Genomic DNA, 13,704 nt, shown 5'->3' on the forward strand with positions numbered 1-13,704 from the left:
CAGTCGACGCCCACTGCGCCAACCGTGTGATCCTCCGACACTACAGCGTGGTTTCAGTCCTTACGACCGACCCCAGCGTACAAGAACATGTTCATCGACGCCTCGTCGGTGAAATCCCCTGGTCCGTCCGGGCGCCACTCCCCGCAGCCGACCAGACCGGGCTCCACCAGCGAGAACCCGTCGAACAACGCGCTGACCTGCGCGTGCGTGCGCATGTGCATCTGGTCGGCGCTCTTGCTGCGGTTCACCACCGCGGCGGCCTGACCGACGTTGTCACCGGTCTGGTCCTTCGCGACGTGCGTCATCACGAGGAAGCTGCCGGCGGGCAGCGCGTCGCGGTAGTGGGCGACGAGCTTCTCCGGACTGTCCTCGTCGGGCACCCAGTGCATCATGAGCAGCATCAGCAGCCCGACCGGTTCGTCGAGGCGCAGCAACCGCCGCACCTCGGGACTCGACAGCACGACCTCCGGATCGCGCATGTCGGCCTGCACGATGGCGGCGTTTTCGTTGTCGGACAACATCAATCGGCTGTGCGCGACGGCGACCGGGTCCTTGTCGACGTAGACGACGCGCGCCGCCGGGTCCCGTTCCTGCGCGACCTCGTGCACGTTCGCGACGGTCGGGATGCCGGAACCGATGTCGAGGAACTGCCGAATTCCGTGTTCTGCCAGGAAGTTCACCGCGCGGCCGAGGAACCGGCGGTTGAGCCGCGCGACGCTGGGCAGTCCCGGCACGAGCTTCTCGATCTGGGAGCCGACCTGCCGGTCGGCGGCGAAGTTGTGGGCGCCGCCGAGGATGTAGTCGTAGACGCGAGCCATGCTCGGGACGTTCGTGTCGATGCCTGTCGGAACCCAGTTCTGGGTCTCTGCCACGGGGAACACCTCTTCGGTCTTCGTGGCTGATCGGGGAAGACGCACGAGCTTAGTCACCCGGGCGGCCCGCGCACTGCACCATCAGAGTGACGCCGAACCACCCGATCAGGCACTGTCGTCTTCGCCCAAACGGCTCCTAGGGTGGTCCCCTTCCCATTCGGCCCAACTCCTCAGGAGTCCGAATGCCCGTCCCGGTGGCTCCCCACCGATGGCCGTTGCTCGGGCACACCCCGGCGATGCTCACCCGGCGCGCCAGGTTCACCGACACCCTGCACGAACGCGGTGACGTGGTGCGGCTCGACCTCGGTCCGCTGCACGCGCACTTCGTCACGAGTCCTTCGCTGACTCACGAAGTGCTGGTGTCGCAGGGGTCGAAGTTCCGCAAGGGCGCCATGTTCGACAAGTTCCAGCCGTACCTGGGGACAGGACTGCTGCTGTCGAACGGCGAGCACCACCTGCGCCAGCGCCGGCTGGTGCAGCCGGCGTTCCACCGCGAACGGATTGAAGCCTATGCCTCGACGATGGCTCGTGCTGCTGCTTCGTTGGCTGCGCGGTGGCGCCCCGGCGAGGTCCGCGTCATCGAGGACGACATGCAGGAGCTCGCGGTCACGATCGTCGGTGAGACGCTCTTCTCGACGGAGATCGGCAAACGCGCGGTCGCGGAGGTCCGCCGGTCCATCTTCACGGTCATCCAACAGGGCATGATCCGCGCGCTGTCCCCGTCGTTCGTGGAGAAGCTCCCGCTTCCGGGCAACAGGGAGTTCGACGCGGCCATCGCCCGCATGAAAGCCGTTGTGCTGCAGGTGATCGAGAGCTGGCGCGCGGACGGCATCGATCACGGCGACGTCCTCTCCATGCTGCTGCTCGCCAGCGAGGACGGCGCGGGCATGACCGACCAGCAGGCCTACGACGAGGTCCTGACCCTGCTGACCGCGGGCATCGAGACCACGGCGATCGCACTGGCCTGGGCCCTCTACGAGGTCGGCAACGACCCGGAGGTCGAACGCCGATTGCACGCCGAGGTCGACGCCGTCGTCGGCGACCGCGAGGTGACGTTCGCCGACGTGCCCTCCCTCACCTACACAACGCGGGTCGTGCAGGAAACCCTGCGCATGTACCCGATCTGGTTCGTCATGCGCCGCACCCTGACCGAGGTGCAACTCGGCGAAGCCACCCTCCCCGCCGGCGCCGAGGTGATCGTCAGCCCGCACGCGCTGCACCACGACGAGCGCAACTTCCCGTCCCCCGAACGCTTCTGGCCCGACCGCTGGACCCCCGAGTTCACCGCCGGCCTGCCCCGCGGCGCGTTCATCCCGTTCGGCGGCGGCAACCGCCAGTGCCTGGGCAACACCTTCGCGCAGACCGAACTCGTCATCACCCTCGCCACCATCGCCACCCGCTGGCGACTGGTCCCCACCCGTCCGGCGCGCGTGAAGTTCACCTCCGCGCCGTACCCGAACGGCCTGCTCATGAAGGCCGTCCCCCGCAACCAGCACGAGAGGTAGTCCCTCATGCGTCTCCGCCGGCTGTGCGCCGTCGCGCTGATCGCCACCGGAACCCTGTTAGCCCCGCCCGCGGCCTCCGCGGCCACGTCCTGCCAAGACGTCACGTACCCCGTGCGAATCGGCCTCACCCCGTTGGTGACGACGCAGGAAACCGTGGCAGGCAGGCTCTGCGTCCCCACCGGCGCCAAGACCGTGCAGGTCCTCATCCCCGGCGGCACCTACGACAGGACGTACTGGGACGTCGGCTTCGAACCGTCCACCCACTCGTTCACCCAGGCCCAGAACAAGGCGGGCTTCGCCACCCTCGCCCTGGACCGCCTCGGCACCGGCAGGAGCTCCAAACCCCTGAGCGCCCTAGTCACCGCCTCCACCCAGGCCAGCGCGGTCCACCAGGTCATCACCACTCTGAAACCCCGCTTCACCAAGGTGGTCGTCGCGGGCCACTCCATCGGCTCCGCGATGGCCCTGATCGAAGCGGCCACCTACCGCGACGTGGACGGCGTCCTGGTCACCGGCTTCACGCACAAGATGAACTACATAACCGTCGTCCCGGTGCTCGCCAACATGGTCCCCGCAGGCCTGGACCTCGGCTACCTCACCACGGCCCCGAACACCCGCTACAACGCGTTCCACAAACCGGGCCCGCTAGTCCCGGGCTCCATCACGTTCGACGAAACCACCAAAACCGTCTTCGCCGCAACGGAAGCAGTGGACACCATCCTGCTCAACACGGTGATCATCCCGGTCTCCCGCACCATCACCGTCCCGGTCATGCTCGTCGTGGGCAACGACACCCACTTCTGCAGCTCCGGCGTCCCCCTCATGGGCAGCGACTGCTCCTCCCCCGCCGCCCTCAAGGCGGACGAGGCCCCGTTCTTCCCGGCAACCCGCCGCCTCGACACCTACGTCCTCAACGGCTACGGCCACTCCATCAACTACGCCCCGAACGCCCCCGACTACCACTCCGCGGTCTCCCAATGGGCGAAGACCATCTAGCTAGACTCACGGGATGGACGAAGAGATCCACGAGCGAGTCCGCGACCTGATCAAGGCCATCCCCCGCGGACGAGTCGCGACGTACGGCGACATCGCAGATCTCGCGAAGGCCCCGTCACCCCGGCTGGTCGGCCGCATCCTCAACGAGGACGGCCACGACCTGCCGTGGCAACGAGTCCTCAAGGCCGACGGCACCTGCGCCCCGCACCTCCGCGAGACTCAACTCCAAATGTTGCACGAGGAGGGCGTGCCCAACCTCGACGGCAAGGTGAACCTGCGGGACTACCGCTGGGAGGCCGCCCGCAAGGAGGAGGCCGCCGAGCCACCCGGCCTCTGGTAGCCCCGGAGGCGAGCTCGACGCAGGCTCGCGGGCGTTCTCGGCGCAGCAAGGCGCTCCTACGCTGGAACCACAACCAGCCATCGCAACGGCACCCGCGCGGTGCCAACCGGTCAGCCGACAACGCAAAGGCAACCTCGGACGAAACCTGGCGTGGCGATGCGCAGCGAGCCGTCCGAACCTGCTGCCGACTGGGCAGCGGTGCACCCCGCTCATGGCGATTGGGGCTTGACCTTGAGGGGCGAGGTGCTACCCCTCATCGGGCACGGCCGGGCGCTTTTCAGCCCGGCTTTTCCGGCCGTCTCAGCGCCCCGCCGGAGGCTCAAGGTCAAGCCCCAATCGCCACCCCGTGATTCGTCCCGACCTGCAGGACCACCCTCGCAAGGCGACCCAGCCCCAGCGAACGCGACCAACCCCGCTGGAACCGGCGACAAACCAACACAAACCGGCTTCAAGCAGTCCTCAACACCCCACCCCGAGCCTCCCAATACCTCCGAACCAACGCCTCCACCACCAACGGATGCGCCCCCACAGGCTCAGCCACAACCTCCGCCCCGCACCGTTCCACAACCCCCTGAAACACCCCAGGCGCCAACAACCAGGAAGCAACCGCCACCCGCCCCCGAATCCCAGCCACCACCTCCCCCACCCGAGGCGAAGCAGTAGCCACGAACCCGACCCCAACAGCCCCCACCAACTCAGCCGCCCGCCGAACAGTCGCCAGCGCCCGAGCATCAGAAGATCCCGCCGCGGCAAGCACGACTGCATCACCGCGGCGGACACCTGCCTCCCGCAACCGATCCCGGACAGCGGGCACCGCGTCCAGCCCCAGGGGCGGCGTCAGCACCACACCATCTCGCCCCCCGATCTGCGCGGGAATGTCCACCCGAACGTGATACCCGGCAGCCAGGAACACCGGCACCACGACACAAGGCCCGTCTACAACAGACCGAACGTCAGGCTGCACCACATCGGCATAACCAACAACCACCGGTACATCCACAAAGGACTGAACCGCAGCAGCGATCGAAGAACACACAGCAAGCCCACGAGGATCACGCGTCCCGTGGAACGCCAGCACCAGCTTCATGCGGGCTCCATGGCCAGCCGGTACCCGCGCTTCACCACGGTGCACACCATCTGCGGCGACCCGAGAGCGGTCCGCAACCGCCCGATCGCCGTCTCGACCGCGTGCTCCTCCCCACCGGAAGGCAAGGCGGCCAACAGGTCCTGCCGGGACACCACACGCCCACGAGCAGCCACCAGAGTCCGCAAAACAGCCATCGGAGCGGGCGCAACGGGCCGGAGCTCACCGTCGATCACCACGGCCTGAGCTCGCATCTCCATGTCACGGGAAGCGATCCGCAACCGCAACGCCCGGGAAGGCAACTCCAAAGCCAACTCCCGCACCATCGACCCGATCCGCGACCGGGCAGGCTGCACCACAGGAATCCCGGCGGCCACCAACGGTCCGGCGGTGATCGCCCCGACCCCGACCACCAGCACGTCCCGCCGCAGAGCAGCGACCAAGGCACCAAAATCCGGCGCCGTCCGCAACACCGACGAAGCCGCGGGCGCCGAGGTGAACGTCAAGGCGTCCACCTGCCCGGCCACCACGGCGTCGATCAACCGCTGCAACGGCCCGAGATCAGCTGGCGGCTCCCACCGGTAGACAGGAATCTCGACAACGCAAGCCCCAGCAGCCGCAAGGGTGTTCACGAAGTCCGGCAACGGCTCACCGTGCAGCTGAACGGCGACCCGCTTGCCAGCAACACCCATCCGCAGCAGGTACTGCAGCAACTCGGCGTTCGACTCCGACGAAGGCGACCAGGTCTCGGTCAGCCCGGCCGCCCGCACCGCACCCTTCGCCTTGGGCCCGCGCGGCAGCACCACGGCGCCCTCCAGCGCGCGGTGCAACCGCGAAGCCAGCCCCCACCCCTCGGCGGCCTCGAACCAGCCGCGAAACCCAATGGCCGTCGTGGCCACCACGACGTCGACGGGGGACGAGACGAGTTCCAGCGTCGCGGCGTGCAGGGTCGCGTCGTCGGGCAGGGGGACGATGCGCAGGGCGGGGCCGTGCAGCACCGCGGCGCCCTTGCGTTCCAGCAGGGCGATGAGCTCGTCGGCGCGGCGGGCCGCGGTGACGCCGATGGTGAAGCCCGCCAGCGGTCCCGTCACGTCAGCTCCACGACACCGTCGCGCACGCGCACACCATGCACGGTGACGGAGACGTCCGGCTGGTCCAGGCACTTGCCGGTCGCCAGTTCGAACGCCTGCTTGTAGACCGGTGACACCACGACGGGAACACCGCCGCGGTCGCCCACGATGCCGCGGGACAGCACGGCGGCGCCGCTGAAGGGGTCGATGTTGTCCAGGGCGTGCAGGGCGCCGTCCGCGGTCAGGAACACCGCCACCTGCGAGCCGTCGGGCAGCAACGCGGCGACGCCCTGTTCGGGACGCAGCACGTCGAAGTCGCAGACGATCACCTGACTACCTCCGGGATGCCCAGGGAGACGGGGACGCGCTGACCGCGTTCCGCGCGGAACGAGATCGTGGGGTCGGGGACGCCCGGCGCGTTGACGAACGAGGTGAAGCGCGCCAGCTTCTCCGGGTCCTCCAGCACACCGCGCCACTCGTCGGCGTAGTCGGAGACGTGCGACGCCATCGCGGCCTCCAGGTCGGCGCAGATGCCGAGCTTGTCGTCCACGACGACCTCGCGCAGGTGGTCGAGGCCTCCGTCGAGCCCTTCCAGCCACGCCGCGGTGCGCTGCAGGCGGTCGGCGGTGCGGATGTAGAACATCAGGAACCGGTCGATCACGCGGATCAGCGTCTCGGTGTCCACATCGGACACGAGCAGGTCGGCGTGCCGGGGTGTGAAGCCGCCGTTGCCGGCCACGTACAGGTTCCAGCCGTTCTCGGTGGCGATGACGCCGAAGTCCTTGCTGCGCGCCTCGGCGCACTCCCGCGCGCACCCGGACACGGCCGACTTGAGCTTGTGCGGCGACCGCAGACCCCGGTAGCGCAGCTCCAGCTCGATCGCCAGGCCGACGGAGTCCTGCACGCCGTAACGGCACCAGGTCGTGCCGACGCAGGACTTCACCGTGCGCAACGACTTGCCGTAGGCGTGCCCGGACTCGAACCCGGCGTCGACCAGGCGGCGCCAGATCTCCGGCAACTGGTCGACGGTCGCGCCGAACAGGTCGATGCGCTGACCACCGGTGATCTTGGTGTAAAGCCCGTAGTCGCGGGCCACCTCGCCGATGACGATCAGCTTCTCCGGCGTGATCTCCCCGCCGGGGATGCGCGGCACGACCGAGTAGGTGCCGTTGCGCTGCAGGTTCGCCAGGAACTTGTCGTTGGTGTCCTGCAACGACACCTGCGCCTCGCCGAGGATGTGCCCGTTGCCGAGCGACGCGAGGATCGAGGCCACCGCGGGCTTGCAGATGTCGCACCCGCGTCCGGTGCCGTGCTTCGAGACCAGGTCCGAGAACGTCGTGATGCGCGTCGCCTGGACGATCTCGAACAGCTCCGCACGGGAGTGCGTGAAGTGCTCGCACAGCGCCTTGGACTGCTCGACACCGCACTCCGTCAGCAGCTTCTTCAGCATCGGCACGCACGAACCACAACCGGTGCCGGCCTTCGTGCACGCCTTGAGCTCGGCCACGTCGCACGCCACACCGGACTGGATGGCGTCCGTGATCGTCTGCTTGGTCACCGCGAGACACGAGCAGACCTGCGCGTCGGCAGGCATCTCCACGTCCACGGCACCGCCGGGCTGCAGCAGTGCGGCCGGAACCTCCTTGCCCACCAACGGCCGCAACGACAGGTAGGAGGAGGCGTCGCCGACGAGCACGCCGCCCAGCAGGATCCGGGCGTCGTCCGAGACCACGAGCTTGCTGTAGGTCCCGGCGACCGCGTTGTTCACGACGACTTCCAGTGCGCCTTCAGTGACAGCGTGCGCGTCGCCGAACGACGCCACGTCGACCCCGAGCAGCTTCAGCTTCGTGGACACGTCGGCGCCGGGGAACACCCGCGCACCACCGGAGAGCTGGTCCGCGACCACCTCGGCCATCGAGTAACCGGGAGCGACGAGCCCGTAGGTCACGCCCTCGACCGCCGCGCACTCGCCGATCGCGAACACGTGCGGGTCGGACGTCCGGCAGGCCGCGTCGACCAGGTAACCCCCGCGGGGCCCCAGCTCCAGGCCCAGGTCGAGGTCGGTGCGCGGCCGGATGCCGGCGCTGAACACCACCACGTCCAGGTCGAGCTCGAGACCGGAGGCGAGCTTGGCGATCAACCGCGTCCCGTCGCGTTCGATCGAGGAGGCGGAGGTGCCGGTGTGCACGGTCAGGTCGAGCTTCTCGACCAGCCGCTTCAACAGGCCGGCGCCGCCGTCGTCCACCTGGATCGGCATCAGCCGCGGCGCCAGCTCCACGACGTGCGGCGACACCCCCATGCCGCGCAACGCGTTGGCGGCCTCCAGTCCGAGCAGGCCGCCGCCGAGCACCATCCCGGACTTGCGGCCCGGCCGGTCGGCCGCCTCGACCGTCGCCCGGATGTCGTCCAGGTCGTCGATCGTGCGGTAGACGTGGCAACCGGGCAGGTCGCGGCCCGGCACCGGCGGCACGAACGGCACCGAGCCCGTCGCCAGCACCAGAGCGTCGTAGGAGATCTCGACACCGGAGGCGCCGACCACGACCCGGCGGTCGCGGTCTACCGAGACGACCTTCTCGCCGAGGCGGAGCTCACACCCGCTCAGCGCGGGCAGTTCCAGGTCGGCGGAGCTCCAGGTGTCCACATAGGACGAGAGTGCGACCCGGTCGTACGCGGGGCGGGATTCCTCGCCGAACACGACGATCCTCCACCCGGAGTCGCGCAGGAGGTCGGTGAGCCGGTGGCCGACCATGCCGTGGCCGATCACGACCAGGGTTCGAGTCATCGGAGTCCCTCCTTCCGCCCGGAATCGTCACCGGGCGGTGTGTCGTGCCAAGGTCAGCTGTGTGTCCGCGCTGTTAAACGCCCGCGTAGGCCAGTGACGGCCGCGCCGCGAAGACGGTGCGCCGCAGGTAGAACCACCAGGTCGTGACCAGGCACAGCCCGTAGAACACGAGGATCGCGGTCAGCGCGGGGGTCAGGGTCTTCGAGCCCTCCAGCGAGAACTTGAAGACCAGGTTCACCAGCACGCCACCGGCCGCGCCGATCGCGCCCGCGATGCCGACCACGGCGGCGGCCTGGCGCTTGGCGGACTTGTCGTCGTCGGACTGCGTGCGGAAGATCGCCGGGATCATCCGGTACGTCGAGCCGTTGCCCACACCCGCCAGCACGAACAACGCGATGAACGAACCGAAGAACAGCGCGAAGTTCCGCGAGTCCACGCTCACGATCACACCGACGGTGCCCACGGCGAGCCCGAGGAACGTCCAGAGCGTCACCTTCGCGCCCCCGACCCGGTCGGCCAGCCACCCGCCGAACGGACGGGCCACCGAGCCGATCAGCGCGCCGAGGAACGCGAGCGCCACCCATCCCTTGTGGTCCACGAAGCTCAGCTTGATCAGCGACGGGAACGCGAACGAGTACCCGATGAACGACCCGAACGTGCCGATGTACAGGAACGACATCACCCACGTGTGCCGGTTGGACAGAGCCAGCCGGTACGACTGCCCGTCCGGTTTGGCCTGTGTGAGGCTGTTCATGAAGAACCACGCGAAAGCCGTGGCCACCACGATGAACGGCATCCAGATCACCGCCGCGTAGGCCAGGTTGATGCCGGTGCCCCACGAGATCACGAACGGCACGACGAGCTGCGTGATCGCGACGCCGAGGTTGCCGCCGGCGGCGTTCATCCCGAGCGCCAGGCCCTTCTTGCCCTCCGGGTAGAAGAACGAGATGTTCGCCATCGACGACGAGAAGTTGCCGCCGCCCAGGCCCATCGCGGCCGAGGTGAGCAGGAAGAACCAGTACGGCGTGCCCGGCGTCGAGACGGCGTAGGCGAGCATCGTGCACGGGATCAGCAGCAACCCGGCGCTGATCGTCGTCCACAACCGCCCGCCGAACTTCGGCACCGCGAACGTGTACGGCACCCGCAGCACCGCGCCGACCAGGTTCGGCACGATCAGCAACCAGAACTGCTCGCCGACGCTGAAGTCGAAGCCTGCGGAGCCGAGGCTCACCACCACGATGCTCATCAGCACCCACACGCTGAACCCGAGGTTCTCCGCGAAGATGCTCAGCGCCAGGTTCTTGCGGGCGATCCGCTTGCCGGTGGACTCCCAGAACTCGGGCTTCTCCGGTTCCCAGTGGTCGATCCAGCTCATCAACGTCCTCCACGGGGTTCTACGACTGCGAAGAACCTAAGAACCGGGCATTACCAGGGCGTTCTGGCCGATGACGGCGGAGACAACTCCACCGCACATCACGCCGTGGCGGGCTGTGAGGCCCCGAGCCAGTCGAGCAGCCCGCACACCGCGTCCTTGCACCCACCACAGCCCGTCGTCGCCCTGGTCGCCTCCGCGAGCTGCGGCAACGACTCCGCGCCCGCCCGCCAGGCCGACACGATCTGTCCTTTGGAGACGGTGTTGCACCGGCAGATCACCGCGCTGGACGGCAGATCGGCGGGCGACGCGGCCTCGGCGGGCAGCGCGCGGCCGAGCAGGAGCGCCAGCCGGTCGGTCGGCGCGGGGATGCCGCGGTCGTAGAGCTGGGTGATCGTGGCGGCCGCGTCCGGTGCGCCGAGCACGATCGCGCCCGTCACCCGGTCGTCGCGCAGCACGAGCTTGGCGTACCGGCCGCGCGAGGGTTCCTGGAAGCACAGGACTTCCGAGTCCGGGCAGTCGACGTCGGTGTGCACGTCCCCCAACGCCGCGAGGTCCACGTCCCGTGCCTTCAACCGCGTGACCACGGAAGTCCCCCGGTATCGGGCGGCGGGATTCGCGCCGGTCAGGCGGTCCGCGAGCACGGCGGCCTGGTCCCACGCGGGCTGCACCAGGCCCGACACGGTGCCGGGGTGCTGGGCGCAGTCGCCGATCGCGTGGATGCGCGGGTCGCTGGTGCGCAACGCGTCGTCCACGACGATGCCGCGATCCACCGTCAGGCCCGCCGCGACCGCGAGCGACGTCTCCGCGCGCACACCAGCGGAGACCACGACGAGCTCGGCGGGCACGTGCGAACCGTCGTCGAGGATCAGGCCGTCACCGGGGAGGTACTTGGCGGCCAGGGCGTTCAGCCGGAACTCGATGCCGAGCCGGCCGAGCGTGCGGGCCAGGACGCCGCCGGCGCCGGGGTCGAGCTGGCGTTCCATCAGGTGGCCGACGGGGTGGACGACGGTGACCAGGCAGCCGCGTCCGGCCAGGCCGCGGGCGGCCTCGATGCCGAGCAGGCCGCCGCCGAGGACGGCGACCGGCATGCCCTTCTGGGCCCTGGTCTCGATCTGGGCGCAGTCGTCGAGGGTGCGGAAGGCGACGACACCGGGGGCGAGCTCGCCGTCCTCGGTGAGGCCCTCGGCGGGCGGGACCCAGGGGGTGCTGCCGGTGGCGAGGACGAGGGCGTCGTAGGGGATGGACTCGGTGGCGGGGCCGGGCGCGGAGGCAGCCGGAGCTTGGTCGGCGGTGGCAGGGGTGGCGGCCGGAGCGGCGGCAGCGACGGCGGGAGTGGCAGCTGCGACGGTTGCGGCGGCGGAAGGCGTTGCCGGCGTGCCGGGAGCGGGCTTCCGCGCAACTGTCACGGAGCGCGAGGCGCGGTCGATCTCCACCACCTCCCACCCCACCCGCAGGTCGACGTCGTGCTCCGCGGCCCACCCGTCGTCGTGCAGCCGCGTGGACTCCGGTGTCATCGCCCCCGCCACCACGGTCGACAGCAGCACCCGGTTGTACGCGGCGTGCGGCTCGGCGCCCACCACCGTCACCGACACGTCCGGGTCGCGGCGGCGCAGCTCGTCCGCCAGCCGTGCCCCTGCCATGCCGTACCCGACGATCACGACTCGCCTCATGCCGGCTCCAATCGCACAGCGCAGACCTTGAACTCGGGCATCCGGCTCGTGGGGTCGAGCGCGGGGTTGGTGAGCAGGTTCGCCCGGCCGTCACCGGGGAAGTGGAACGGCAGGAACACGGCGTCGGGGCGCATGCTGGGCACGCACCGGACCACCGCCGTGACCGTTCCCCTCCGGGACACGACGTGTGCGGGGCCACCGGCCACCAAGCCCGCCCGCGTCGCCGTGTCGGGGTGCACCTCGACGTACATCTCGGGCACGGCGGCGAGCAGTTCGCCGATCAGCCTCGTCTGCGCGCCCGACTGGTAGTGCTGCAACACCCGTCCGGTGGTGGCCTGCAACGGGAACTCCTCGTCGGGAGGCTCGGCGGGGCCGCGGTGGTCGACCGGGACGAACCGCGCCAGCCCGTCGGCGTGCGCGAACCGGTCGAGGAAGAGCCTCGGCGTGCCGGGGTGGTCGACCGACGGCACCGGCCAGTGCAGCTGCTCGGACTCCAGCCGCTCGTAGGTGATGCCGGAGTAGTCGGAGGGCCCGCCCGCGGACGCGCGGCGCAGCTCCTCGAAGACCTCCTGCGGCACAACGGGAAAACCGTTCGGGACACCGAGCCGCGTGGCAAGGCCGTGCAGCAGCTCCAGATCGCTGCGCACACCCGGTGGCGGGTCGAGTGCCTTGCGGCGCCTGATGATCCGGCCTTCGAGGTTGGTCATGGTGCCGTCCTCCTCGGCCCACTGCGTGACCGGGAACACGACGTCGGCCATCGCGGCGGTCTCCGACATCACGAAGTCCGCCACCACCAACAGGTCCAGCGCCTTGAACCGATCGACCACACCGGACGCGCGGGGCGCCGACACCACCGGGTTGCTGCCGAACACCAGCATCGCCCTGATGTCGTCGGCCATGAGCAGCTCGTAGGCGCTGCGGCCCGGACCGGGGAGCGAGGTGACACCCCAGACGTCCATGACGTGCCGCCGTGCGGCGGGATCGTCGATCTTGCGATAGCCGGGCAGCTGGTCGGCCTTCTGCCCGTGCTCGCGGCCGCCCTGGCCGTTGCCCTGCCCGGTCAGGCAGCCGTAGCCGGAACCGGCGCGGCCGGGAAGTCCCAGCGCCAGCGCCAGGTTGATCCACGCCGAGACCGTGTCGGTGCCGGACGCGTGCTGCTCGCTGCCGCGCCCGGTCAGCACGTACGACCGGCCCGCCAGCATGTGCACGGCGGCGCGCTGGTCGGCGGCGGACACGCCTGTGACGCGTTCGGTCTGCTCGGGCCACCACTGCGCGGCGATCCGCCACGCGTCGTCGAACCCGGAGGTCCGCGAGGTGACGTACTCCTTGTCGATCACGCCCTCGATGACCGCCGTGTGCAGAAGACCCAGTGCCAGCGCCAGATCCGTGCCGGGCGCGGGCTGCAGGTGCAGCGTCGCGCGCTCGGCGGTGGGCGTGCGGCGCGGGTCGACGACGATCAGCCGCGCGCCTTCGAGGTGCCGCAGGAACGGCGGCATCGTCTCGGCCGGGTTCGAGCCCGCCAGGAGCACGGTGTCCGCGGAACGCAGGTCCGTCAACGGGAACGGCAGCCCGCGGTCCAGTCCGAACGCCTTGTTGCCCGCGGCCGCGGCGGAGGACATGCAGAACCGGCCGTTGTAGTCGATCTGCGAGGTCTTCAGGGCGACGCGGGCGAACTTCCCGAGCGCGTAGGCCTTTTCGTTCGTCAGCCCGCCGCCGCCGAACACGGCGACCTCGTCGGGCTCGTACCCGGCGACGCGCGAGGCCACGAAGTCCAGCGCCTCGTCCCACGACACGGGCCGGCCGTGCAGCAGCGGAGTGGTGAGCCGGCCGGGATGGCGCAGCAGCTCGCCCGCCGTCCAGCCCTTCTGGCACAGCCCACCGGGACCAGGAGTCACCTGGCCGTCGATGACGCTCATGGAGCACTGCAGCGCGCAGTAGGGGCAATGGGTCACGCCGCTGACGCTAGGAAGCCCGCGTTAACCCGATGCTCCGCAATGTTTCGAACCTGCT

Annotated in this window: 11 protein-coding genes; 3 read left to right on the plus strand and 8 right to left on the minus strand. The window is 69.6% G+C overall.

Annotation, left to right across the window (positions count from 1 at the left end; genetic code table 11):
- Positions 1–53 precede the first annotated feature (53 nt).
- On the minus strand, positions 54–872 hold the full coding sequence (locus IE307_RS37635; RefSeq protein ID WP_191304232.1) for an SAM-dependent methyltransferase: 819 nt from the start codon (positions 870–872) through the stop codon (positions 54–56).
- 182 nt (positions 873–1,054) lie between these two features.
- Here IE307_RS37635 and IE307_RS37640 point away from each other — a divergent pair, with 182 nt between their 5' ends.
- From IE307_RS37640 to IE307_RS37650, 3 genes are read left to right on the plus strand one after another with little or no spacing between them, the layout of a single operon-like run.
- Complete coding sequence (locus tag IE307_RS37640) at positions 1,055–2,377, plus strand: cytochrome P450 (RefSeq protein ID WP_191304233.1); 1,323 nt, start codon at positions 1,055–1,057, stop codon at positions 2,375–2,377.
- 6 nt (positions 2,378–2,383) lie between these two features.
- A complete protein-coding gene (locus IE307_RS37645) occupies positions 2,384–3,373 on the plus strand; it encodes an alpha/beta hydrolase (RefSeq protein WP_191304234.1) in 990 nt (329 codons plus the stop codon).
- A gap of 13 nt (positions 3,374–3,386) precedes the next feature.
- On the plus strand, positions 3,387–3,713 hold the full coding sequence (locus IE307_RS37650) for an MGMT family protein (RefSeq protein ID WP_191304235.1): 327 nt from the start codon (positions 3,387–3,389) through the stop codon (positions 3,711–3,713).
- Positions 3,714–4,161: 448 nt separating this feature from the next.
- On the opposite strand, the gene IE307_RS37655 is transcribed toward IE307_RS37650, so the two are convergent.
- The 7 genes from IE307_RS37655 to IE307_RS37685 all read right to left on the minus strand — a co-directional run bounded on the left by IE307_RS37655 (position 4,162) and on the right by IE307_RS37685 (position 13,610).
- The gene (locus IE307_RS37655) at positions 4,162–4,800 is read right to left on the minus strand and encodes a sirohydrochlorin chelatase (protein ID WP_191304236.1); all 639 of its coding nucleotides are present in this window, start codon (positions 4,798–4,800) and stop codon (positions 4,162–4,164) included.
- Entirely contained in the window at positions 4,797–5,888 is a 1,092-nt protein-coding gene (locus tag IE307_RS37660) for a uroporphyrinogen-III synthase (protein WP_191304237.1), read from the minus strand. Before IE307_RS37660 ends, IE307_RS37655 begins: the two co-directional genes overlap by 4 nt.
- On the minus strand, positions 5,885–6,196 hold the full coding sequence (gene nirD / locus IE307_RS37665) for a nitrite reductase small subunit NirD (RefSeq protein WP_191304238.1): 312 nt from the start codon (positions 6,194–6,196) through the stop codon (positions 5,885–5,887). The genes IE307_RS37660 and nirD overlap by 4 nt, the downstream gene beginning before the upstream one ends.
- Positions 6,193–8,649 (minus strand): nitrite reductase large subunit NirB, encoded by a 2,457-nt coding sequence (gene nirB / locus IE307_RS37670; protein ID WP_191304239.1) that lies wholly within the window; start codon positions 8,647–8,649, stop codon positions 6,193–6,195. The genes nirD and nirB overlap by 4 nt, the downstream gene beginning before the upstream one ends.
- A 73-nt stretch (positions 8,650–8,722) precedes the next feature.
- Positions 8,723–10,024: an MFS transporter gene (locus IE307_RS37675; protein ID WP_191304240.1), complete on the minus strand. Its 1,302-nt coding sequence runs from the start codon at positions 10,022–10,024 to the stop codon at positions 8,723–8,725.
- 98 nt (positions 10,025–10,122) lie between these two features.
- Positions 10,123–11,694, minus strand: a complete 1,572-nt coding sequence (locus IE307_RS37680) for an FAD-dependent oxidoreductase (protein ID WP_191304241.1) — start codon at positions 11,692–11,694, stop codon at positions 10,123–10,125.
- A complete protein-coding gene (locus IE307_RS37685) occupies positions 11,691–13,610 on the minus strand; it encodes a molybdopterin oxidoreductase family protein (protein WP_191304288.1) in 1,920 nt (639 codons plus the stop codon). The genes IE307_RS37680 and IE307_RS37685 overlap by 4 nt, the downstream gene beginning before the upstream one ends.
- Between the last annotated feature and the right edge of the window lie 94 nt (positions 13,611–13,704).

The organism is Lentzea cavernae (assembly GCF_014653695.1).
Classification (GTDB): Bacteria; Actinomycetota; Actinomycetes; order Mycobacteriales; family Pseudonocardiaceae; genus Lentzea; species Lentzea cavernae.

What these genes read in the sequence shown, in the direction of transcription:
- IE307_RS37655 (WP_191304236.1), bottom strand. Translation starts at nt 4,800, where the DNA reads ATGAAGCTGGTGCTGGCGTTCCACGGGACGCGTGATCCTCGTGGGCTT.
- IE307_RS37650 (WP_191304235.1), top strand. Translation starts at nt 3,387, where the DNA reads ATGGACGAAGAGATCCACGAGCGAGTCCGCGACCTGATCAAGGCCATC.
- nirB (WP_191304239.1), bottom strand. Translation starts at nt 8,649, where the DNA reads ATGACTCGAACCCTGGTCGTGATCGGCCACGGCATGGTCGGCCACCGG.
- IE307_RS37640 (WP_191304233.1), top strand. Translation starts at nt 1,055, where the DNA reads ATGCCCGTCCCGGTGGCTCCCCACCGATGGCCGTTGCTCGGGCACACC.
- IE307_RS37685 (WP_191304288.1), bottom strand. Translation starts at nt 13,610, where the DNA reads ATGAGCGTCATCGACGGCCAGGTGACTCCTGGTCCCGGTGGGCTGTGC.
- IE307_RS37680 (WP_191304241.1), bottom strand. Translation starts at nt 11,694, where the DNA reads ATGAGGCGAGTCGTGATCGTCGGGTACGGCATGGCAGGGGCACGGCTG.
- IE307_RS37675 (WP_191304240.1), bottom strand. Translation starts at nt 10,024, where the DNA reads ATGAGCTGGATCGACCACTGGGAACCGGAGAAGCCCGAGTTCTGGGAG.
- IE307_RS37645 (WP_191304234.1), top strand. Translation starts at nt 2,384, where the DNA reads ATGCGTCTCCGCCGGCTGTGCGCCGTCGCGCTGATCGCCACCGGAACC.